This window comes from Mycolicibacterium parafortuitum (assembly GCF_010725485.1).
In the GTDB taxonomy this organism is placed as follows: Bacteria; Actinomycetota; Actinomycetes; order Mycobacteriales; family Mycobacteriaceae; genus Mycobacterium.
The window spans coordinates 1095024-1118361 of sequence record NZ_AP022598.1; the positions used below are offsets into that span (position 1 = coordinate 1095024).

The window sequence follows — 23338 nt, forward strand, 5'->3', positions numbered from 1 at the left end:
ATTCTTGGGCGTGTCAGCTGTGCCGCGGGGCGGTGTTGCGACCGTCGACTCATGGGAGGTCACACGGCATGGGATCCGCCGCACCATCGGGCGAGCCGACCCCTCGCTTCGCGATCGTCGGCTACGCCGCCAGGCTTCCTGGCGCCGCTGACGCCGGCGAGTACTGGGAGCTGCTGAGCGCGGGCCGCGACGCGATCTCCGAGGTCCCCGCGGACCGCTGGGACGTCGACGCGTTCTTCGACCCGGATCCGGCGGCTCCCGGCAAGGTGGTGACACGGCGCGCCGGCTTCGTCGACGATGCGACCGGGTTCGACGCCCCGTTCTTCGGGATGTCGACCCGCGAGGTCCAGATGATGGATCCGCAGCACCGGCTGTTGCTGGAGACGGCCTGGCGCGCGGTGGAGCACTCGGGCACCGCACCGTCGGCATTGGCGAACACCCGCACCGGCGTGTTCGTCGGCCTGGCCACCCACGACTACCTGGGCATGGCGTCCGACGGCCTGACCTACCCGGAGATCGAGGCCTACCTGGCCATCGGGACGTCGAACGCGGCAGCGGCGGGCCGGATCAGCTACCGGCTGGGCCTGCAGGGGCCCGCGGTCGCCGTCGACACCGCGTGCAGTTCCTCGCTGGTCGCCATCCACCAGGCGTGCCAGGCGCTGCAGCTGGGCGAATGCGATATCGCGCTGGCCGGCGGCGCGAACGTGATGCTCACCCCGGCCACGATGATCACGTTCTCCAACGCGCACATGCTGGCCCCCGACGGCCGCTGCAAGACCTTCGACGCCGCCGCCGACGGTTACGTCCGCGGCGAGGGCTGCGGCATCATCGTCGTCAAGCGCCTCGACGACGCGGTCCGCGACGGGGACCGGATCCGCGCGGTGATCCGCGGCAGTGCGATCAACCAGGACGGCGCCTCCGGCGGCCTGACGGTACCCAACGGCGTTGCCCAGCAACGGGTTATCGCCGACGCGCTGAAGCGCGCCGGGCTGGCCCCCGCCGATGTCGACTACCTGGAGGCGCACGGCACCGGCACCTCGCTGGGCGACCCGATCGAGGCGCAGGCCGCGGGCGCGGCGCTGGGCGCGGGCCGGGATCCGAACCGCCCACTGCTGATCGGCTCGGCCAAGACCAATATCGGGCACCTGGAGGCCGCGGCCGGCATCGCCGGTGTGCTCAAGGTCGTGCTGGCGCTCGAACACGAGACGCTGCCCAAGCACCTCAACTTCGAGACCCCGTCGCCGCACATCCCGTGGGACCGGCTGCCGGTCGAGGTGGTCAAGGAGACCGTCCCGTGGCGGCGCGGGGAGCGGCCCCGCATCGCCGGGGTGAGCTCGTTCGGCTTCGCGGGCACCAACGCCCACGTGATCCTCGAAGAGGCGCCCGTGGCGCCCGAGCCGGCACAGCGCGGCGCCGACGGACGCTTCGACCTGCTGCCGATCTCCGCACGGACCCCGGGCGCGCTGGCGCGACTGGCCACCGACTACCGCACCTGGTTGACCGAGCATCCGGACGCGACGCTGGCCGACGTGTGCCTGACCGCGGGCACCGCACGCTCGCATCTGGAACACCGGGCCGCGATCGTGGCGAACTCCAGGGACTCCGCGATCGAGCTGCTCGGCGCTCTCGCCGACGACCGTCCCGCGCCGGGGCTGGTGCGCGGCGAGTCCTACGACACCCCGAAGACCGCGTGGCTGTTCACCGGGCAGGGCAGCCAGTACCCGGGGATGGCCCGGGAGCTGTTCGACACCGAACCGGTGTTCGCCGAGACGGTGCACCGGTGCGCCGACGCGGTCGCCGGTCTCCTCGAAAAGCCGCTGCTTGACGTCATTTTCGATGTCGACGATGAGGACACGCTGCGGCAGACCACCTACGCGCAGCCGGCACTGTTCGCCGTGGAGATGGGTTTGGCCCGGTTGTGGCAGTCGTGGGGATTCGAACCCGACGTGGTGCTCGGCCACAGCGTCGGCCAGTACTCCGCGGCATGTGTGGCCGGAGTGTTCGGCCTGGAAGACGGCGCCCGGTTGATGGCCGAACGGGGCCGGGTGTTCGGCAGCCTGCCCGCCGGCGGGCGCATGGTCGCGATCTTCGCGCCGGCCGAACGCGTCGAGGGCCTGACCGACGACTTCCCGGCGCTGTCGGTGGCCGCCTACAACGGCGCCAACACCGTACTGTCCGGCCCGGCAGCAGATCTGGAGAACGTGGTGGCCGCGCTGGTCGCCGACGGGGTGCGCTGCGACTGGCTGGAGACCAGCCACGCGTTCCACTCGGCACTGCTCGACCCGATCCTCGACGACTTCGAGGCATTTGCCGACGAGCTCGACGTCCATGCGCCGCAACGGATCCTGATCGACAACCGGACCGGCGCCGCGATCGGCAGGAGCGTCCGCCTGGACGGGGCGTACTGGCGCCGCCACGCCCGCCAGCCGGTCGAGTTCGCCAAGAGCGTGCGCACGCTCGCCGAGATGAACTGCAAGCTGCTGGTCGAGATCGGCCCGCGGCCGGTGCTGACCGCCGCGGCGTTGAGCGCATGGCCGGACCCGGCGACCACCCCGCGGGTGATCGCGTCGCTGCGCCGCACCACCGCCGACCAGCGCCAGATCACCGAGGCGCTCGCCGACGCGTACGTGTTCGGGCACCTGCCCGCATTCGGTGCGCTCGGACGGCCGGGGGCCCGCAAGGTCGACCTGCCGACCTACCCGTTCGAGCATCGCCGGTACTGGTTCACCGACAAACAGGATCAGGGTTCTGCCGCCCCGGCTCCCGTTTCGCGTCCCGGGCAGGGCCGCACCGAGACGGTGCGCCTGCTCGAGGACGGCCGGATCGAGGAGCTCGCCGCGCTACTCGGCGGCACCGAGACCGATCCCGAGACCCTGGACGTGCTCAACCGGCTTGCCGCACAGCACAATCAGCAGCGCTCGACGGAATCGATCGCCCACGACCGCTACCGGTTCCGGTGGGAGCCCTCGACCGCGGGCCCGCTCGGCGCGGACGCCGGTGAGGACATCACCTGGGTCGTGGTGGGTGACGACTCCGACGCGACACGCCCGCTCTTCGACGTGCTGGCCGCCCGCGGCAGTCGGTACCGCATCGTCGGGCTGCCGAAATCCGACGCCGAGGAGCGCGAGCTCGCCGACGCGCTGCGCGCGGTCGCGGCCGAGGCCGGCGCGCTCCGGCTGGTGCACGTCGCGGCGCTCGACGGCGCCGGTGCCGGTGTCTCGATGCGCTCGCTGCTGCGGATGCAGCACCGGATTCTCGGCGGGACCCGCCGACTCTTCCGTGCAGCGGTGGCCGCCGAACTACGGGCCCCGGTCTGGTTGGTGACCCGCGGCGCACAGCATGTCACCGACAGCGACACCGTCGCGCCCGATCAGAGCTGCCTGTGGGGTTTCGGCCGGGCCGCATCCCTGGAACATCCGCAGCTGTGGGGCGGTCTCGCCGACCTGTCCCCGACCGGCACCGCCGATGAGTGGTCGCGGTTGCTCAATCGCCTTGCGGCGCCCCATGACCCGGCGATCCGCGAGGATCAGATCGCGCTGCGCGATCAGACCGTGTACGTGCCCCGGCTGGTGCGCCGCGACGAGCTGCCCAGCGGTCGCCCGCTCGGCCTGCGCGACGACGCCAGCTACCTGGTGACCGGCGGGCTCGGCTCGATCGGCCTGGAGGTCGCCGGATACCTTGCCGCACAGGGCGCCCGGAACCTGGTGCTGACCAGCCGCCGCACCCCCGGCGACGCGGCACGACAGCGCATCGACGCGTTGCGCGCCCAGTACGGCGCTCAGGTACGGGTCGTGGCCGCCGACGTCGCCGACGCGCATGATGTGGCCCGGTTGCTGGACACGGTGCAGGCCGAGCTGCCGCCGCTGGCGGGCATCGTGCACGCCGCCGGCGAGATCGGCACCACCCCGCTGGCCGAGCTCGACGATGCCGAAGTGGATCGGGTGTTCGCCGGGAAGGTCTGGGGCGCCTGGCATCTGAGCGAGGCGGCGGCGGATCTGCAGCTGGACTTCTTCATCGGCACATCGTCGATCGCGTCGGTGTGGGGTGGCTACGGCCAGACCGCGTACGGCGCCGCCAACGCGTTTCTCGACGGCCTGGCATGGCGACTGCGCGAACAGGGCATCCCCGGCGTCAGCGTCAACTTCGGCCCGTGGGCGGCTGGAATGGCCGACGCGCAGTCACGCGCCCGGCTCGAACAGCGCGGTATCAAGACGCTGTCGCCCGCCGACGCACTGGCCGGACTGTCCGACGTGGTCACCGGCGCGGCGGCCCAGGGCGTGGTGGCCCGGATCGACTGGGAGCGGTTCCTGCCGCTCTACCAGCAGGCCGGCCGGCGCGGGTTCCTCGCCGACCTCGAGCGCGAGGTGCCCGCCGCGGTCGTGGCCGCGACACCGTCGGGCCGGACCGCGCTGGTCGAACGCCTCACCAACGCTCCAGTGCAGCAGCGCAAGCGGATGCTGACCGATTATCTGCGCGACGCCGTCGCCGAGGTGACCCGCGTCGACGCCGCCGAGATCCGGGAGGACGCCGGATTCTTCGATCTGGGCATGGACTCGCTGATGGCCGTCGAACTGCGCAGGCGCATCGAGCAGGGCATCGGTAAGGAAGTACCCGTCACGCTGGTGATGGACCAACCGCGGCTGTCCGACGCCGCCGACTACCTGCTCGGCGACGTACTCGGGCTGCGCGAACCGGCGCAGACCCGCGAAGTCGCTTCCGTCGGCTCCGGTGCCGCCGACGAGCCGATCGCGATCGTCGCGGTGTCCTGCCGGTTCCCCGGCGCACCGGACCCGGACGCGTTCTGGGACCTGCTGGCCGGGGGTGTCGACGCGATCCGGGAGGTCCCCGAAGACCGGTTCGACATCGACGAGTTCTACGACCCCGACCCCGACGCCGCAGGCAAGACGTACACGCGCTACGGCGGATTCCTGGACGGCATCGACGAATTCGACCCCGAGTTCTTCGGCATCTCACCGCGTGAGGCCGTCTGGATCGAACCCCAGCAGCGGCTGATGCTCGAAACCGTGTGGGAGGGCCTGGAACGCGCCGGGTACGCGCCGTCTGCGCTGCGCGGCAGCCGCACCGGCGTATTCGTCGGCGTCGCCGCCAACGAATACGCCCACCTGCTCTCGGCCGAATCCATCGACAAGATCGAACCGCACTTCATCACCGGCAACGCGCTCAACGCGATCTCCGGCCGGGTCGCGTTCGCGCTGGGGCTGGAAGGCCCGGCCGTGGCCGTCGACACCGCGTGCAGTTCGTCGCTGGTGGCCGTTCACCAGGCCACCCAGGCGCTGCGCTCCGGGGACTGCGACATGGCGCTGGCCGGTGGCGTAAACGTGCTGCTGAGCCCGGTCACCGTGGTCGCCGCATCGCGGGCCCGGATGCTCTCGCCGGTCGGGCGGTGCAAGACCTTCGACGCCTCTGCCGACGGCTACGTGCGCAGCGAGGGCTGCGGTGTCCTGGTGCTCAAACGCCTGAGCGACGCCGTCCGCGACGGCGACCGGGTGCGCGCGGTGATCGCCAGCAGCGCGGTGAACCAAGACGGCGCGTCCAGTGGCCTGACCGTACCCAACGGCGGTGCCCAGCAACGGCTCATCGGCAGCGTGCTGGCCCGGGCCGGGTTGACGGGAGCCGATGTCGACTACCTGGAGGCGCACGGCACCGGCACCCCGCTGGGCGACCCGATCGAGGTGCAGGCCGCCGCTGCGGCGTACGGCGGATCCCGCGATCCCGCCCGGCCGCTGCTGATGGGCTCGGTGAAGACCAACATCGGCCACACCGAATCCGCCTCGGGCGCAGCAGGTCTGATCAAGGTCGTGCTGGCACTGCAGCACGGCACGTTGCCGCAGAGCCTGCACTTCGACACGCCGTCCCCGCACATCCCGTGGGATTCGTTGCCGGTCAGGGTGGTGGACAAGGCGATTCCGTGGCAGGCCGACGGCAGGCCGCGCCGCGCCGGGGTGAGTTCGTTCGGGTTCACCGGCACCAATGCGCACGTGCTGATCGAGGAGGCGCCGCCCGAACTGGCGGCGCGCGAGCCCGCCGCCCCGGCCGAGCCCGCCGACGACGAGTCCGCTGCCCCCGAGCAGGTGCATGTGCTGGCATTGTCGGCACGCTCGCCGGAAGCACTGGTGGAGCTCGCGAACCGGTACGACGCGTGGCTGTCCACCCATCCGGACGCCGACCTCGCCGACGTCTGTCTGACGGCAGGAACCGGCCGTTCGCACTTCGAGCATCGCGCCGCACTGGTGGTCGACTCGGTCGACAGCGCCCGCATCGGCCTGTCCGATCTGGCGCAGAACCGGCTGCGGCCCGGGGTGGTGCGCGGCGAACACACCCAGCGCCCGACCACGGCGTGGCTGTTCACCGGACAGGGCAGCCAGTACCCCGGCATGGCCCGCGAATTGTTCGACAGCGAACCCGTTTTCGCCGAGACCGTGACGCGCTGTGCCGACGCGGTCGCCGACCTGCTGCCGCGCCCGCTGCTCGACGTGCTGTTCTCGAGCGGACGCGAGGCCGGGGTGCCCGCCTCCGAGACCCTGAGGCACACCTCGTTCGCCCAGCCCGCGCTGTTCGCCGTCGAGATGGGCCTGGCCCGGTTGTGGCAGTCCTGGGGTGTCGAACCCGACGTGGTGCTCGGGCACAGCGTGGGCCAGTACGCGGCGGCCTGCGTGGCCGGGGTGTTCAGCCTGGAGGACGGCGCCCGGTTGATGGCCCAGCGCGGCCGGTTGTTCGGCAGCCTGCCCGAGGGCGGGCGGATGGTCGCGGTGTTCACCGACGCCAAACGCGTCGAAGAGGTCGCGGGCGGCTTCCCCCGGGTGTCGGTCGGGGCGTACAACGGCCCCAACACGGTGCTGTCCGGTCCCGGTGACGACCTCGAACAGATCGTCACAGTCTTCGGCGAGGACGGGATCCGCTGCACGTGGCTGGAGACCAGCCATGCCTTCCACTCCGAACTGCTCGAGCCGGTGCTCGACGAGTTCGAGTCCTGCGCCGCGCAATTGGAGTTCGCCGCACCGACGCTGCCGCTGGTGTGCAACCGCACCGGCGCGGTGCTGACCGGGCAGGCCACCCTGGACGCGCCGTACTGGCGGCGGCATTCGCGCCAACCCGTGCAGTTCGCCGAGAGTGTGCGCACCGTCGCCGCGCTGGGCGCTTCGGTACTGATGGAGATCGGCCCGCAGCCGGTGCTGACCGGCGCCGCGGTGCAGGTCTGGCCCGAGCATCTGCCCGCGCCGCGCGCGGTCGCGTCGCTGCGTAAGGGCGTCGCCGACCGGCGTCAGATCGCCGATGCCCTGGCGGCGGCCTACATCGGCGGTCACAGGCCCGATTTCGCCGCGCTGCACCGCGAGCACGGCAATCGCTTGGAGATGCCGACCTACCCGTTCCAGCGGCGGCGCTTCTGGCCGAAGTCCGCCGGGATGTCCCTCGACGGCGGTGGCGCCTCGATGGGCTCGGGAATCCTGGGCAGCGGCAAGGATCTGGCCTCCGGCGACTCGGTCTACACCAGTCGGCTGTCGGTCAAATCGCAGCCGTGGTTGTCCGACCACGTCATCTACGGCACCGTCGTCGTCCCCGGTGCGACCTATGCGGCGATGGCGCTGGCCGCCGTCGGCACGCCGGCACACGCCAAGGACGTGTTCTTCTACGAGCCGATCATCCTGCCCGAGAAGAGCTCTCGCGAGGTGCAGCTGACGCTGCATCCGGTGGGTGAGGGTGAGCACAAGTTTCAGGTGCACAGCCGTCCGTACGGTGAGCGCGGGGCGGAGTGGTCGCTCAACGCCGAAGGTGTGGTGGCGAACGGAGCCGGTGAGGCTCCCGGCTCCGACGGCGGACCGGTGGACGAGGCGATCGAGCGGCTGAACCGGATGCGCCCGCAGGATCTGTTCGAGACATTCGCCGACCTGGAGCTGGCCTGGGGTCCGACCTGGTCGGGTTCGCTGAAGTCGTTGTGGCTCGGCGACGGTGAGGCGATCGGCGACATCCTGGTCGGCGCGGAACTGGCCGAACAGCTCGGTACCGAACCGATGCACCCGGTGCTGATGGACCTGTGCACCGGCGTCGCGTTCCCGGCGTTCCCGGCGCTGCTGGCCGCCGAACAGGGCGTCAACGACCTGTACCTGCCGCTGCGGTACGGGCAGGTCAGCCTTGCGGAGAAGATGCCGCGCCGGTTCTACTGCCGCGCACGCTGGCACGAGGGCCCGCTCGACAGCGAAACGCAGGTGTTCGACATCGACTACCTGGACCGCGACGGTCACCGCCTCGGCGGGATCACGGAGTTCACGGTCAAACGGGCACCCCGCGAAGCACTGCTGCGCGGGCTCGGCGGCGACGCCACCCGGCTGCTGTACACGCTGGGGTGGCACGAGGTGCCGGTCCAGGACGGCTCCCAGGAAGACTCCGTGACCGGTCCGGCCGGCACCTGGCTGGTCGGCGGCTTCGCCGAGCTGGCCGCCGCGGTGCCGGGCTGCATCGCGGCAGAGCGTTCAGGCGACCGAGAACCGTTGGGGCAGATGCTGATCGACGCCCACGAACGGGGGCTGCCGTTCTCCGGGGTGGTGTGGCGCGCCGCACCGGCCCCGGCGCTCGAGTCCGGCGCCGAGACGGCCGCACGACTCGAGGCCGAGATCGCCGACCTGCTCAGCGCCGTCCACACGCTGCAGGGCAGCGATCTGAAGCTGCCCGGCGGGCTGTGGATCGTCACCGAACGGGCCGTCGCCACCGAGTCGGCCGAGCCCGTCGACCCGGTGCAGGCCGCGCTGTGGGGCTTCGGCCGCACCACGATCAACGAGGAACCCGCGCTGCGCTGCCGACTGGTCGACAGCGACGGATCCGCCGAGGCCGTGCAGGCACTGGCCGGGTTGCTCGCCGCACCGGTCGACGAGCCGGAACTGGCGGTGCGCCAAGGAAAGCTGCTGGCGTCGCGGTTGCTGCCGTGGTCGCGCAGCGGGCATCTGACGGTGCCGCGCGGCGGTGACTTCGTGCTGGCGCCCACCGAGCGCGGCGCGATCGACAACCTGCGCCTCACCGAGACGGAGGTGCCGCCGCCCGACGAGGGTTACGTGCAGGTTCGGGTCGAGGCAGCGGGGCTGAACTTCCGCGATGTCCTCAACGTGCTGGGTCTCTACCCCGGCGATCCCGGACCGATCGGCGGCGACTTCGCCGGTGTGATCACGCAATTGGGCGACGGCGTCACCGGGCTGGAAGTGGGCCAGCGGGTCTACGGATCGATGCAGGGCGCGTTCGCGAGCCGGTTCAACGTTCCGGAGCAGTTCGTCGCGCCGATCCCCGACGGAGTGAGTGCGGTGGAGGCCGCGACCATCCCCGCCGCGGCGCTCACGGTGCGACTGTCGTTCGACTGGGCCGCACTCAAGCCGGGTGACAAGGTGCTCATCCACGCCGCCAGCGGTGGTGTGGGCCTGGCCGCGGTCCAGATGGCGCAGCGCTGCGGCGCAACGGTGTTCGCGACCGCGAGCACGTTCAAGCGTGCGACGCTGCGCAAGCTGGGTGTGGAGCATGTCTACGACTCGCGCACAACGGAATTCGCGGACCAGATCCTCGCGGACACCGACGGTGCGGGGGTCGACGTGGTACTCAACAGCCTGACCAGCGAGGGTTTCATCGAAGCGACACTGCGGGCCACCGCCCAGGGGGGCCGCTTCGCCGAGATCGCCAAGCGCGACATCTGGCCGGCCGAGCGGATGGCCGAGGCCCGTCCCGACCTCGCCTACGAGATCGTCGCACTGGACACGGTGATGTTCACCGAACCGGACCGCATCCGCGATCTGCTGACCGAGGTCTCCGAGGGCCTCGCCGGAACGGAGTGGACCCCGCTGCCCGCCGAGGTCTACCCGCTGACCGAGGCCAGGGCCGCGTTCCGCCGCATGCAGCAGGCGCGCCACATCGGCAAGATCGTCGTGCAGATCCCGAATCCGCTACAGCCGCAGCAGGATCGCAGCTATCTGGTGACCGGCGGGCTCGGCGCGATCGGTCTGCACACGGCCGCGTACCTGGCCCAGCTCGGCGCCGGCGACATCGTGCTGACCAGCAGGCGGGCCGCGGACGCGCATGCCGAACAGGTCATCGCCGACATCGCGGAGCGCTACAAGACCCGGCTGCACGTGTTCACCGCGGACGTCGGCAACGAGGACGACGTCATCGGACTGCTGGCGCGCATCCGCGCCGAGCTGCCGCCGCTGGCCGGGGTGGTGCACCTGGCCGGGGTGCTCGACGACGCGCTGCTGTCGCAGCAGAGCGTGGACCGGTTCCGGACGACGTTGGCCCCCAAGGCGTTCGGTGCATGTCACCTGGACCGGCTGACCCGCGACGACGATCTGGACTTCTTCATCGTGTCGTCGTCGGTGTCGAGCTTGTTCGGCTCGCCCGGCCAGTCGAACTACGCGACCGCCAACGCGCTGCTCGACGGTCTCGTCGCGGCGCGGCGGGCCCAGGGCCTGCCCGCGACCGGGGTGAACTTCGGGCCGTGGGCGCAGGGCGGCATGGCGTCGTCGGAGGCCGCGGCGGCCAACATCACCGCCCAGGGCCTGATCCCGCTGGAACCGTCGGCGGCGCTGGCCGCACTGGCCGAGGTCGTCGCGAACGGGACGGCGCAGGCCACCGTGCTGAAGGCGAACTGGGCTCGCGCGGCGAAGGTACTGGGCAGTTCACGCCCGCCGCTGCTGGACCTGGTCCTGCCGAGCGCCGCGGGTGAGATGTCCGGGGACAGCGAGCTGCTCAAGCAGCTGCAGGAGATCCCGGTGCCGCAGCGGGCCGGCTTCGTCACCGAGTTCCTCCAGAAGGAGGTGCAGAACTTCCTGCGGCTGGCGCAGCCGCCGGCGGCGTCCGCACGCTTCCTGGACCTGGGCACCGACTCGCTGATGGCCATCGAGCTGCGCAACAGGCTGCACAGCCAGTTCGGAGGCGCGTTCACGATCAACGCCACCGCGGTGTTCGACTACCCGACCATCGGGGGGCTCGCCGAGTATCTGGTCGGGCAGCTGCCCGACGCCGAGGCACCCGCGCAGGAAGCCGGTCCGGACGTCACCGAATGACCACATTCGGCGGCGTCTGAGGGCGCGGTCTGCCGGGTAGCCTGCCGGCCATGGTGACCGACACGCGTACCCGCCCGAAACCGTGGCTCGCACTGGCGATCTCCGTGCTGGCCGTGCTGCTGGCGTCGGGGCTCGGCGGACTGGCCTCGAACAGCGCGCAGGGGTATGCACAACTGCGTCAGCCCGGGTTCGCGCCGCCGTCGTGGGTGTTCGGGCCGACGTGGACGCTGCTGTACGCGCTGATGGCGATCGCCGCATGGCTGGTGTGGCGGACCGGCCCGGCGCCGGAGACCCGCCGCGCGCTGGTGCTGTACGGCGTGCAGCTGGCGCTCAACGCGGCGTGGACGCCGCTGTTCTTCGGGCTGGGCTGGCGCGGGATCGCATTCGTCGAGCTGGCCGTGCTGCTGGTGGTGCTGATCGTCACCGTGGTCGCGTTCTGGCGGCGCAGCGCCGTCGCGGGCGCGCTGCTGCTGCCCTATGTGGCGTGGTCGACGTTCGCGCTCTGCCTCAATTTCGCTGTGTGGCAACTGAACAGTTGAGACGTCACGCCCAGCGGGTGACCTCGGCGTCGGCGGGCAGCGCCGACCGCAGCGGCACCTGCAGCCCGTCGTAGATCCCGGGTTTCTGTTCCACGAGCCAGTTCAGCGCACCGAGCAACCGGTTGGCCGCGGTGGTGTTGCCGCCGTCGGCTCGGGTGCCACCGGGTGCGTCCGCGCGGGTGGTGATGGTCAGCTGCGGGTCGCCGTCGACGATCACCCGGTGATCGCCGGCGCCCTGGTCCGGCTGGGGCCAGTGCGGCGCGCACGACGGGTGGATGCGGGTGATGTGGTCGATGACGACCCGCTGCGTACCGCCCGACCAACCGATCACCTTCAGCCAGAACGCGCCCTGGGTGCCCTTGTCGAAGGTCCCGAGCACGGTCTCGACGGTCTCCTCCAGCGGGAGCCGTTCCACTTCTTCGGTGATCTCGTCGATCTCGATGCCGAGCCCGCGGCCGACGAGCCGGATGTTGCCGCCCCACACCATCGTCGGGATGGTCGGCAGCAGCATCATCGGCGTCTCCTCCATCGGCCCGCCGAACCCGCAGGACACCCGCACCGCGAACGGCTGGTTGTAGGTCGAGTAGTCGAAGATCTCCTGGCAGGTGATGGTGCGGATCCGGGTACACAGGCTCGCGGCGGTAACCGCCAGCGCGTCGTTGCCCCACCCCGGATCGACGCCGCTGACCAGCAGCGTCGCGCCACCTTCCTCGGCGGCCGCGGTCAGGCGCTGCACCCATTCGACGGGCGCGGACGCCGGGTCGTACAACGAGTACAGCGACGGCGTGACGACATGCTTGCCCGCGCGCAGGCACCGTTCGATGTCGGCCACGGCCTCATCGGGGCGGATGTCGCCGGAGGCCATATAGGCGACGGCGTCGGACGTCGCGAGGCTCGCCTCAAGATCGGGGCCGTCGGTGGTCGCGGTGATCCCGGTGGGCTGGTCGAGCCCGGCGAACGTCGCGGCGTCGCGCCCGGCCTTGTCCGGCGAGGAGGTGATCACCGCCGTCAGCCGCAACCCCGGAAAGCCCGTCACCGAGCGGATCGAGACCGAACCCATATTGCCGGTGCCCCATACCGCGACACCCATTGCCGTCCTCACCGGACACACCCTATCCGGCCAAACGTGACTATCATCACAGATCGACTAAATCGCTGGTCAGCGGGGTAATCCGCGCCGAAGGCAGGGCCCGGCCAACCACCTGGTTGGGATGTGACCGGAAATTGCCCACACTCGTCTTGCGTTGAAGTTACCGGCCGGTATAGTTACGCGCAGTTACTGGTGGGTAACTTATCCGACGAGTACCCAACCGCATGTGGCGTTCTCATCGAGGAGGAATCGTGGGCCACTACAAGAGCAATGTCCGTGACCAGGTGTTCAACCTGTTCGAGGTACTCGGAGTCGACAAGGCTCTGGGTCAGGGCACATACGCCGACCTGGACGTCGACACCGTCACCGAGATGCTGGGCGAAATGGCCAAGCTCGCCGAGGGCCCTGTCGCCGACTCCTTCGAAGAGGGCGACCGCAACCCGCCGGTCTTCGACCCCAAGAACCACACCGTGACGCTGCCCGAGGCGTTCAAGAAGTCGGTGCGCTCGGTCATCGACGGTGGCTGGGACAAGCTGACGATCAGCGAGGAACTCGGCGGCACGCCGATGCCCAGCGCGATCTCGTGGGCGCTGCAGGAGCACATCCTCGGCGCCAACCCCGCCGTGTACATGTACGCGATGGGCGCCGCGTTCGCCGGCATCTTCCACAACCTCGGTACCGAGGAGCAGAAGAAGTGGGCCAAGCTGGCCGCCGACCGCGGGTGGGGTTCGACCATGGTCCTGACCGAGCCGGATGCCGGCTCCGACGTCGGCGCCGGCCGCACCAAGGCCGTGCAGCAGCCCGACGGCACCTGGCACATCGACGGCGTGAAGCGCTTCATCACCTCGGCCGATTCGGACGACCTGTTCGAGAACATCATGCATCTGGTGCTGGCCCGCCCCGAGGGCGCAGGCCCGGGCACCAAGGGTCTGTCGCTGTTCTTCGTGCCGAAGTACCACTTCGATCCCGAGACCGGTGAGCCCGGCGAGCGCAACGGCGTGTTCGTCACCAACGTCGAGCACAAGATGGGCCTCAAGGTCTCGGCCACCTGTGAGCTGTCGCTGGGCCAGCACGGCGTCCCGGCCGTCGGCTGGCTGGTCGGTGAGGTGCACGACGGCATCGCGCAGATGTTCGACGTCATCGAGCAGGCGCGAATGATGGTGGGTACCAAGGCCATCGCGACCCTGTCGACCGGTTACCTGAACGCGCTGGAGTACGCCAAGGAGCGCATCCAGGGCGCCGACATGACCCAGATGACCGACAAGACCGCACCGCGCGTGTCCATCACGCACCACCCGGACGTGCGCCGTTCGCTGATGACCCAGAAGGCCTACGCCGAGGGTCTGCGCGCGCTGTACCTGTACACCGCGACGCACCAGAACGCCGAGGTCGCCCAGGCCGTGCACGGTGTCGATGCCGACCTCGCGGTCCGGATCAACGATCTGCTGCTTCCGATCGTCAAGGGTGTGGGTTCGGAGCAGGCGTACGCCAAGCTCACCGAATCGCTGCAGACCTTCGGCGGCTCCGGCTTCCTGCAGGACTACCCGGTCGAGCAGTACATCCGTGACGCCAAGATCGACTCGCTCTACGAGGGCACCACGGCCATCCAGGCGCAGGACTTCTTCTTCCGCAAGATCGTCCGCGACAAGGGTGTGGCACTGGGCCACGTCGCCGGCCAGATCGAGCAGTTCGTCAAGTCCGAGACCGGCAACGGCCGGCTCAAGACCGAGCGGGCACTGCTCGCCACCGCGCTGGAGGACGTCCAGGGCATGGCCGCATCGCTGACCGGCTACCTGATGGCCTCCCAGGAGGATCCGGCCAGCATCTACAAGGTGGGCCTGGGCTCGGTGCGCTTCCTGATGAGCGTCGGTGACCTGGTCATCGGCTGGCTGCTGCAGCAGCAGGCCGCCGTGGCGATCGAGAAGCTCGATGCCGGTGTGGACGGTGCCGACCGCGCCTTCTACGAGGGCAAGATCGCGGTGGCGTCGTTCTTCGCGAAGAACTTCCTGCCGCTGCTGACCAGCACCCGCACCATCGTGGAGAACCTCGACAACGAGATCATGGAACTCGACGAGGCCAGCTTCTAAGCGGTTCCCGGATTCCAGACCCGAGACGCCCCCGGACTCTTCCCGGGGGCGTCTTGCGTTGCGCCCCGTTCCTGCGCGAGCAGACACAAACTCCGGCGTGTTCATGCGGACTCGCCGGAGTGTGTGTCTGCTCGGCCGAGACCGGCTCCGGACACAAGGGCGGGTTCGGGAGGACTTGTGGGTGCGTCTTTCATATGGGTCGCGCGGCCGGCTTTCATCCCTTGCCGACTCTTTGATTCAGTCACTCCCGAACCCGTCGTGCGATCGATGCTACGCCTGGGTGCAGCACTCGGGAAGAGGGCGAAACGGGATTTTTCAGCCCAGTTCCCGCAGCAGTGCGCGGGTGCGATCGCGGCCTTCCGGCGAGCGGTCGAACACCGCCGCGACGTACTCGTCGACGCCCGCTGCGCGCAGTTCGGCGAGGCGGTCGCGCACGGTGGCCTCGTCGCCGATGATCGCGGCGTCCTCGGGTCCGGCGTAGCCTTCGCGGTCCAGCATGGCCCGGTAGGACGGCAGCGTGCCGTAGACCGCGAACTGCTCGGCCGCCTGCTTACGCGCGGCGTCGACGTCGTCGGTCACCGCCACCGGCAGCGACGAGACGACCCGCACGGCGCCGTCGGGCCGGCCCGCGTCCGCGGCGGCCTGGCGCAGGGTCGGGCTGACGTGGTCGCGCAGGGTCGTCGGCCCGGTCATCCACGTCACCGTGCCCTGGGTGCGTCGGCCCGCCAGTCGGAGCAGTTGCGGACCCAGTGCCGCGATGTACACATCGGGTTTCGGCGCCCCGGGCACCTGCAGGGCGCCGCGGGTCGTCACCGTCTCCCCCGTCGCGTTCGCGGGCTCACCGGCCAGCAGGGGCAGCAGTCCGTCGAGGTACTCGTTGAGGCGGCGCACCGGCCTGTCCCACGGAATGCCCCACATGCCCTCGGTGACCGCGGCGTGCGTCATGCCGAGCCCGAGGAGGAACCGGCCACCGGAGGCCAGGCTGACGGTCAGCGCGCGCTGTGCCAGCTGCATCGGGTGCTGGTTCTGGATCGGGACGACGCCGCTGCCCACTTCGATCGTGTCGACCTCGTGCAACGCCACGGCCAGGATGGTCAACAGGTCCGGCTCGTAGGGCAGCTGACTCATCCAGACGCGGGCGAATCCCTCGTCGCGCAGCTGGGTGAGGTAGGCGATGGTGCCGTCGATCTGGTTGGGGGCGAGGTCGACGACCTGGCCGAACATGCTGATCTGCATGTCGTCCAAAGTAAGAGCCCCGTGTTGCCGTCGGGTCGGGGGGTCAGACGGCAACACGGAGCTATCCGGTGTATCGACGGCGGTACGACGGGCGTTACAGCGTGCTCAGAAGTTCCGGCGAAATTGCATTCCAGCAGGCATCCACTCGACTTTTCCCTGCTGGAATGCCATTTCGGCGCAGAACTCAGGCCTCCAGGATGGCCGTGACGCCTTGGCCGCCCGCGGCGCAGACGGAGATCAGCCCGCGCACCGGCTGCCCGGTCTCCTTCTTCTTCTCGGCGAGCTGCTTGGCCAGCTGGGCGACGATACGGCCGCCCGTCGCGGCGAACGGGTGCCCGGCGGCCAGCGACGAACCGTTGACGTTGAGCTTCGACCGGTCGATCGCGCCGAGCGCGGAATCCAGGCCGAGCCGTTCCTTGCAGTAGTCCTCGGACTCCCACGCCGCCAGCGTCGCCAGCACCACCGACGCGAACGCCTCGTGGATCTCGTAGTAGTCGAAGTCCTGCAGCGTCAGCCCGTTGCGGGCCAGCAGCCGCGGTACCGCATAGGTCGGCGCCATCAGCAGCCCATCGCGGCCGTTGACGTAGTCGACTGCGGCGGTCTCGCCGTCGACCAAGTAGGCCAGCACCGGGATCGCATGCTTGTCGGCCCACTCCTGCGACGACAGCAGCGCCACCGACGCGCCGTCGGTCAGCGGCGTGGAGTTGCCCGCCGTCATCGTCGCGTCGCCGTTGCGCACCCCGAACACCGGCTTGAGCTTGGCCAGCTTCTCCGGCGACGAGTCCGGGCGCAGGTTGTTGTCCCGGTACAGCCCGAGGAACGGGGTGACGAGGTCGTCGAAGAAACCGCGGTCGTAGGCGGCAGCCATGTTGCGGTGGCTCGCGGCGGCGAGCTCGTCCTGGTCGACGCGCTTGACGCCCATCTCCTTGGCGGTGATCGCGGCGTGCTCGCCCATCGACATGCCGGTGCGGGGTTCGCTGTTGACCGGGATCTCGACGCCCAGCGACGCGGGCAGCTTGCCCACCAGCTTGAGGCGCTCGACGTTGGACTTGGCACGGCGCAGCCCGAGCAGCACCTTGCGCAGGTCGTCGCCGAACGCGATCGGCGCGTCGGAGGCGGTGTCCACCCCGCCCGCCGCGGCGACCTCGTAGCGGCCCAGCGCGATACCGTCGGCGGCGGCGATCGCCGACTGCAGACCGGTGCCGCAGGCCTGCTGCAGGTCGAACGCGGGCGTGTACGACGACAGCGAGCTACCCAGCACGCATTCGCGCATCAGGTTGAAGTCCCGGCTGTGCTTGAGGACGGCACCTCCGATCACCGCGTCGAGCCGCTCCCCCTTCAGGTCGAAGCGGTCGGCCAGCCCGTCCAGCGCGGCGGTGAACATGTCCTGGTTGGACGCGCCGGCGTAGGCGCCGTCGGACCGTGCGAACGGAATCCGGTTACCTCCGAGGATCGCTACCCGGCGGGTTGTCTTGCTGTCGGCCACGTCTGCCTCCCGGCGTGCTCATGGGGTGTCCAGGGTCATACTACCCACCGTTCTTACTCTGGAGTAAGTTCGTGAGGGACGCGACAGCACTGGGTAACCCCAGCACTGAGCCGCATGACGGTTTACCCCGATCTCATACAAGTCACCAGAAAGGGCAGCACCGTGGCTTCCGATCTTCTCTCCCAGGTCGTCAACTCCGGGCCGGGTTCGTTCCTGGCCAAACAGCTCGGCGTGCCGCAGCCTGAGCCGCTGCGCCGCTACAAGCAGGGTGAGCCGCCGCTGGCCGGTTCGCTGCTGATCGGCGGCGAGGGCCGCGTGGTCGAACCGCTGCGGGCGGCACTGGCCGGCGACTACGACGTCGTCGCGAACAACCTGGGCGGCCGCTGGGCCGACTCGTTCGGCGGACTCGTCTACGACGCCACCGGTCTCACCGAGCCCGAGGACCTCAAGGGGCTCTATGAGTTCTTCACCCCGCTACTGCGCAACCTGGGACATTCCGGACGCATCGTCGTCATCGGCACCACCCCCGAGGAGACCGCGGGCGTGCACGCGCGCACCGTGCAGCGCGCGCTGGAGGGCTTCACGCGGTCGCTGGCCAAGGAACTGCGCAACGGCTCGACCGCCTCGCTGGTGTACCTGTCGGCCGATGCGAAGCCGGCTGCGACGGGACTGGAGTCGACGCTGCGGTTCCTGCTGTCGGGCAAATCGGCCTACGTCGACGGCCAGGTCTTCCACGTCGGGCCGGCCGACGCGACCCCGCCCGCCGACTGGGACAAGCCGCTCGACGGCAAGGTCGCGGTGGTGACCGGCGCCGCCCGCGGCATCGGCGCGACGATCGCCGAGGTGTTCGCGCGCGACGGCGCCAAGGTCATCGCGGTCGACGTCGAACAGGCCGCGGAGGCGCTGGCCGAGACCGCGAAGAAGGTCGGCGGCACCGCGCTGACGCTGGACGTGACGGCCGCCGACGCCGTCGACCAGATCGCCGAACACGTCCGCGAGCTCTACGCGGATTTCGGCGGCAAGGTCGACATCCTGGTCAACAACGCCGGGATCACCCGCGACAAGCTGCTGGCCAACATGGACGAGTCGCGGTGGGACTCCGTGATCGCAGTGAATCTCATTGCGCCCCTTCGGCTTGCCGAAGGCCTCGTGGACAGCGGGCTGATCCGTGACGGCGGCCGGATCATCGGGCTCTCGTCGATGGCCGGTATCGCGGGCAACCGCGGCCAGACCAACTATGCGGCGACCAAGGCCGGCATGATCGGGCTGACCGACGCGCTGGCACCGAGGTTCGCCGAGAAGAACATCACGATCAACGCGGTGGCCCCCGGGTTCATCGAGACCAAGATGACCGAGGCGATCCCGCTGGCCACCCGGGAGGTGGGCCGTCGGCTGAACTCGCTGTTCCAGGGTGGTCAGCCCGTCGACGTCGCCGAGGCGATCGCGTTCTTCGCCAGCCCGGCGTCGAATGCCGTGACCGGCAACACGATCCGGGTGTGCGGCCAAGCCATGCTGGGGGCATAGTGAGCGACAAACAACCCTCGGGCCTGAAGAACCTCGCACTGGCAGCGGCCGGTGCGCTGCCGTTCGTACCGCGCGGCGACACCCTGCCGACCCGCACGCTGACCGTCGACGATCTGCGCATCGACGCGGCCAACGTCGCCGACTACGCCGCGGTGACCGGACTGCGGTTCGACAACGCGGTGCCGCTGACCTATCCGTTCGCGCTGACCTTCCCGACTGTGATGCAGTTGATCACCGGGTTCGATTTCCCTTTCGCGGCAATGGGTTCGGTGCATCTGGAGAACCACATCACGCAGCACCGGCCGATCGCGGTGTCCGACACGGTGTCGGTGGCGGTGCGCGCCGACAATATGCGCGAGCACCGCAGGGGCCTGTTGGTCGACATCCTGACCGACGTCAAGGTCGGCAACGACGTGGCCTGGCAGCAGGTCACCACGTTCCTGCACCAGCAACGCACCAGCCTGTCCGGCGAACCGAAGCCGCCGCCGCAGAAGCAACCGAAACTGCCTCCGCCCAACGCGATCCTGAAGATCACCCCGGGCCAGATCCGGCACTACGCGTCCGTCGGCGGGGACCACAACCCGATCCACACCAACGCCGTCGCGGCGAAGCTGTTCGGCTTCCCGACGGTGATCGCCCACGGCATGTTCAGCGCCGCAACGGTTCTGGCGAACATCGAGGGCCAGCTGCCGGACGCGGTCAAGTACTCGGTGCGGTTCGCCAAACCGGTGGTGCTGCCCGCGCGGGCCGGACTGTACGTCGACCGCACCGCCGACGGCTGGGAGCTGACCCTGCGTCACCTGACGAAGGGCTACCCGCACCTGACCGGCACGCTCACCCCGGCCTGACGTCGGACGTTTACCGACCGGCAGAGACGGCTACAGCTGTGACCATGGTCACACGACGGTTCGGCACCTCTCTGGCATGCGTCGCGGCGCTGGGCACCCTGACGCTGTCGGGATGTTCGTCCGGCGGTGGGGGTGAGCAGGCCTCCCCGTCCGCGGCAACGTCGCCGTCCTCCGCGACGGGTCAGCCGCAAACCATGGCGACCACCGCTGCGAGTCCGACGGGCACTCCAGCACCGGCGCCGGCTCCAGGTCCGGCCGGCGCGGGGCCGGACGCCGACCTCGCCACCACGACCTTCCCGGTCGGGCTCGACCGGGCGCTCGCGGTCGCCGACCAGACCGTGCCCGGCGGGATCGTCACCAAGATCGAGCTGACCTTCGACCGCCCGGCCAACGCCTGGGTGTGGAAGATCGACAGCCAGCAGAACACCGACCAGCACGAGATCGTGATCGACGCCCAGTCGGCCCGGGTGCTCGCCGACGACCGCGACCAGGAGTCGGGCGCCCCCGTCGCGGTGGACCCGCGGAGGTTGACGCCCGAGGACGCGGTGGCTCGGGCGACCGCGTTGTTACCGGGATCGGTGGCCGAATGGACCCTGGAGTACGACGACGGCGTGCAGCGCTACTCCATCGACATCCGCACCGGTAACACCACCGAGGACGTCCACGTGGACGTGGACTCCGGCACGGCCACCCGCGACTAGCTTGAGATGACCTAGCTCGAGATGACCGCGGTCGCGTCGACGTCCTGACTCGACGGCGCGCCCTTGAGTCCCCGCCAGAACAGATTGATCATCAGCTCGGACGCCTCCTGGACGTCGGCGTCGCCGGTGCTGACCCGCGACGCGATCGCCTCACCCGCGCCGACGAGTGCCACGGCCATCAACTCGAAGTCGATGTCCGGGTCCGGATTCTTGGTGCCCGAGCGCAGCAGCCGCCCGACGATCTCGATGATGCGCTCCCGGCCCTCACGCACGGTGTGCGCGAACGCCTGCGAGCTGGTGGCCTGTGTGTAGAGGACCATCCACGACGCCCGGTTCGCGTCGATGTAGTTCAGGAAGGCCAGCACCGCCGTGCGCAGCAGTTCCTTCGGTGCGGCGGTGAAGTCGATGTTGCTGTTGACCTCGTCGACGAACCGGGTCAGCTCACGGTCCAGGCATGCCCCGAACAACTCCTCCTTGGAGCCGTAATAGAGGTACAGCATCGGCTTGCTGATCTGCGCCTCGGCGGCGATCGCGTCCATCGAGGTCTCGTGGTAACCGTTGACCGAGAAGATCTCCACGGCCGCGTCCAGCATCTGCTGCTCACGCACAGCACGCGGTAACCGCTTGGTTCCACCTGCCATGCGTGTGCCTTCCTGACCGATCAGCGATGCTCGCGTGCTCAGACCAGGGTAAGCAATCGCGGACTGATCAGCCGCCGCACCGCGGCGACGGACCCTTCATCGCGACGATCCGGGACACCGCGGCGTCGACCCCGGACATGGTCAGCTCGCCGGCGCCGACCGCCTTCTCCAGCCGGTCCAGCACCGCGGGCACCTCCCCGGTGGACAACCACAGCGCCACGTCGGCACCGGCCTGCAGCGAGCGCAGCACCGCGTCGGGAACGCCGAGCCGGGCCGAGATCGCCTGCATCCCGGACAGGTCGTCGGTGAAGACCACCCCGCCGAACGGCGGGCCGCCGTAGCCGCCGGAACGCAGCAGCGCGTAGGCCTGCGGACTGAGGCTGGCCGGCTCGTTGCCGGTCAGGCCGGGCACCTCGATGTGGCCCACCATCACGCCCACCGGCGCCTGCGCGGTCAGGGTCCGGTACGGGATCAGGTCGTGGTTCTTGAGTTCCTCGATCGACGGCGTGGACGCGCTGCCGGTGTGGGTGTCGCCCGACCCGGCGCCGTGGCCGGGGAAGTGCTTGAGCACCGGCAGCACCCCGGCGTCCCGCAGGCCGCGGGCGTACGCGCCCGCGTAGTCCGTGACGGTGGTCGGGTCCGCGCCGAACGAGCGGTCACCGATCACCGAATTGTCGGCGGCGTCGGTGACGTCGACGACGGGCGCGAAGTCGATCGTGATGCCGAGGCCGCGCATCTTGGCGCCGCGGTCGCGGGCGACCGCGTAGACCTCTTCGGGGGTGCTGGTGCGGGCCAGCTGGCGCGGCGACGGCTGACTGCCGATCAGCCCGGCCAGCCGGGACACCCGGCCGCCCTCCTCGTCGACGCTGACCGCCAGCGGCAGCGGGCCGGAGTTGGCGATGTCGGGCAGGGATCCGTCGGTGAGCATGGACAGATCGGTCCAACTGCCGACCATGATGCCGCCGACGCGGTGCTCGGCGGCGACAGCGCGGGCGTCGGCGGCCCCGGTCACCCCGACCATCAACAGCTGCGCGAGCTTGTCGCGCGTCGACATCGCCGCCACAGCCGCGGCCGGGTCGCCGCACACCGGCGCGGCGGGCGGGACGGGTGCGGGAGCCTCGGGCCGACCCTGGGCGGTACCTGCGGTCAGCGAGGGCCCCTGCACGGCATCGACGGGCGCTTCATGCTGGTCAGCCCCGGTCGACGAGGTGCATCCGACCAGCAGCGCCGACGCCGCCAGCACTCCGATCAGGACGCTCGGTGTGGTCCGTGGTGCGGGCATACGTGCTGACACTAATAGCACCGCAGGCCGTTGTTCTAGCCCGTCCCCAGCGCGCCGGGGCCCCGATCGGGGTGGAAAAACGGCGCTGAAGTTCGGCGTCCACTTCTCTGAAGACCAAATATCCTGGGCCGAAGAGGTGGACGGCGAACAGGAGCGGTCGATGGCGAGCCCGGTGCCCAAGGACAAGAAGACGGTGCTGCTGATCGCGTTCGACGGCTCGCGCACGGCACGGCGCGCGGTGCAGTACGCCGGCCGCTTCCTGACCGCCGACCGGGCGGTGGTGCTGACCGTGTGGTCCCCGATGGACCGCGGATCCGACCCCGGGAACTACGACTACGACCTCGACGGGCCACCCGATCCGCGCGACGACGAACTCGACATCGCACTCGCGGAGGCACAGCGGATCAACGACGAAGGGGTCGAGCTCGCGGTCAGCGCAGGCCTGCCCGCCGAGCCGATGCGCCGGGCCGCCACCTTTACCGTGTGGCAGTCGATCATCGAGGCCGCCGACGAACTCGACGCCGACCTGATCATCACCGGCACCCGCGCCACCACGGGTTTCCGGTCACTGCTGCAGTCCAGCGTGGCCGATCACGTCATGCGGCGCGGCCACCGTCCGGTGCTCATCGTGCCGCCGGAACCTTAAGGCCAGCATGCTAGGTTGGGCCGCATGGATCGGTTCCTCGTACCCGCCGCGGCCAGCATTGTCGTCGGCCTGCTGCTGGGCGCGGCAGCCGTGTTCGGGGTGACGTTGATGGTGCAGCAGGACACGAAGCCACCGCTGCAAGCGGGCGACCCGGCGTCATCGGTGCTCAACAGGGTCGAGTACGGCGACCGCACCTAATCCGGC

General features: G+C 70.0%; 13 protein-coding genes. 8 read left to right on the top strand and 5 right to left on the bottom strand.

All coding sequences use genetic code 11. The features are described 5' to 3' along the window. Window positions 1-68: 68 nt before the first annotated feature. Window positions 69-11054, top strand: coding sequence for a type I polyketide synthase (locus NTM_RS05135; protein ID WP_163765655.1), 10986 nt, complete (start codon window positions 69-71; stop codon window positions 11052-11054). A gap of 50 nt (window positions 11055-11104) precedes the next feature. Then, entirely contained in the window at window positions 11105-11593 is a 489-nt protein-coding gene (locus tag NTM_RS05140) for a TspO/MBR family protein (RefSeq protein WP_104864532.1), read from the top strand. A gap of 4 nt (window positions 11594-11597) precedes the next feature. Here NTM_RS05140 and NTM_RS05145 read toward each other — a convergent pair whose 3' ends face one another. Continuing rightward, window positions 11598-12653: an NAD(P)H-dependent amine dehydrogenase family protein gene (locus NTM_RS05145; RefSeq protein WP_179964038.1), complete on the bottom strand. Its 1056-nt coding sequence runs from the start codon at window positions 12651-12653 to the stop codon at window positions 11598-11600. 281 nt (window positions 12654-12934) lie between these two features. Here NTM_RS05145 and NTM_RS05150 point away from each other — a divergent pair, with 281 nt between their 5' ends. Further along, a complete protein-coding gene (locus NTM_RS05150; protein ID WP_163765657.1) occupies window positions 12935-14770 on the top strand; it encodes an acyl-CoA dehydrogenase in 1836 nt (611 codons plus the stop codon). A gap of 315 nt (window positions 14771-15085) precedes the next feature. Here NTM_RS05150 and NTM_RS05155 read toward each other — a convergent pair whose 3' ends face one another. Continuing rightward, window positions 15086-16006, bottom strand: a complete 921-nt coding sequence (locus NTM_RS05155; RefSeq protein WP_104864632.1) for a TIGR03564 family F420-dependent LLM class oxidoreductase — start codon at window positions 16004-16006, stop codon at window positions 15086-15088. 184 nt (window positions 16007-16190) lie between these two features. Further along, window positions 16191-17492: an acetyl-CoA C-acetyltransferase gene (locus NTM_RS05160; RefSeq protein WP_163765658.1), complete on the bottom strand. Its 1302-nt coding sequence runs from the start codon at window positions 17490-17492 to the stop codon at window positions 16191-16193. Between the two features lie 114 nt (window positions 17493-17606). On the opposite strand from NTM_RS05160, the gene NTM_RS05165 reads away from it, so the two are divergent. Genes NTM_RS05165 through NTM_RS05175 form a run of 3 tightly spaced genes read left to right on the top strand, consistent with a single transcriptional unit; the run spans window position 17607 to window position 20565 of the window. Next, on the top strand, window positions 17607-19016 hold the full coding sequence (locus NTM_RS05165) for a 3-oxoacyl-ACP reductase (protein WP_163765659.1): 1410 nt from the start codon (window positions 17607-17609) through the stop codon (window positions 19014-19016). Continuing rightward, window positions 19016-19864: a MaoC/PaaZ C-terminal domain-containing protein gene (locus NTM_RS05170; RefSeq protein WP_163765660.1), complete on the top strand. Its 849-nt coding sequence runs from the start codon at window positions 19016-19018 to the stop codon at window positions 19862-19864. Before NTM_RS05165 ends, NTM_RS05170 begins: the two co-directional genes overlap by 1 nt. A gap of 44 nt (window positions 19865-19908) precedes the next feature. Beyond that, window positions 19909-20565 carry a PepSY domain-containing protein gene (locus NTM_RS05175; protein ID WP_163765661.1) on the top strand — a complete coding sequence of 219 codons (657 nt, stop codon included), beginning with the start codon at window positions 19909-19911 and terminating at the stop codon, window positions 20563-20565. A gap of 11 nt (window positions 20566-20576) precedes the next feature. Here the strand turns inward: NTM_RS05175 and NTM_RS05180 are convergent, their stop codons facing one another. Both NTM_RS05180 and NTM_RS05185 read right to left on the bottom strand, forming a co-directional pair. After that, window positions 20577-21206 (bottom strand): TetR/AcrR family transcriptional regulator, encoded by a 630-nt coding sequence (locus NTM_RS05180; RefSeq protein ID WP_083143466.1) that lies wholly within the window; start codon window positions 21204-21206, stop codon window positions 20577-20579. A gap of 67 nt (window positions 21207-21273) precedes the next feature. Further along, entirely contained in the window at window positions 21274-22488 is a 1215-nt protein-coding gene (locus NTM_RS05185) for a glycoside hydrolase family 3 N-terminal domain-containing protein (protein ID WP_163765662.1), read from the bottom strand. 160 nt (window positions 22489-22648) lie between these two features. Between NTM_RS05185 and NTM_RS05190 the strand changes: the two genes are divergently transcribed. Together NTM_RS05190 and NTM_RS05195 are read left to right on the top strand one after the other, a co-directional pair. Beyond that, window positions 22649-23134, top strand: coding sequence for a universal stress protein (locus NTM_RS05190; protein ID WP_104864633.1), 486 nt, complete (start codon window positions 22649-22651; stop codon window positions 23132-23134). A 24-nt stretch (window positions 23135-23158) separates the two neighbouring features. Continuing rightward, entirely contained in the window at window positions 23159-23332 is a 174-nt protein-coding gene (locus NTM_RS05195) for a DUF2613 domain-containing protein (RefSeq protein WP_003933939.1), read from the top strand. Window positions 23333-23338: the final 6 nt, after the last annotated feature.

Coding starts and splice junctions, on each gene's coding strand:
- NTM_RS05175 (WP_163765661.1), top strand. CDS start 19,909: ATGGTCACACGACGGTTCGGCACCTCTCTGGCATGCGTCGCGGCGCTG.
- NTM_RS05195 (WP_003933939.1), top strand. CDS start 23,159: ATGGATCGGTTCCTCGTACCCGCCGCGGCCAGCATTGTCGTCGGCCTG.
- NTM_RS05135 (WP_163765655.1), top strand. CDS start 69: ATGGGATCCGCCGCACCATCGGGCGAGCCGACCCCTCGCTTCGCGATC.
- NTM_RS05190 (WP_104864633.1), top strand. CDS start 22,649: ATGGCGAGCCCGGTGCCCAAGGACAAGAAGACGGTGCTGCTGATCGCG.
- NTM_RS05145 (WP_179964038.1), bottom strand. CDS start 12,653: ATGGGTTCGGTCTCGATCCGCTCGGTGACGGGCTTTCCGGGGTTGCGG.
- NTM_RS05140 (WP_104864532.1), top strand. CDS start 11,105: ATGGTGACCGACACGCGTACCCGCCCGAAACCGTGGCTCGCACTGGCG.
- NTM_RS05180 (WP_083143466.1), bottom strand. CDS start 21,206: ATGGCAGGTGGAACCAAGCGGTTACCGCGTGCTGTGCGTGAGCAGCAG.
- NTM_RS05165 (WP_163765659.1), top strand. CDS start 17,607: ATGACGGTTTACCCCGATCTCATACAAGTCACCAGAAAGGGCAGCACC.
- NTM_RS05155 (WP_104864632.1), bottom strand. CDS start 16,006: ATGCAGATCAGCATGTTCGGCCAGGTCGTCGACCTCGCCCCCAACCAG.
- NTM_RS05185 (WP_163765662.1), bottom strand. CDS start 22,488: ATGCCCGCACCACGGACCACACCGAGCGTCCTGATCGGAGTGCTGGCG.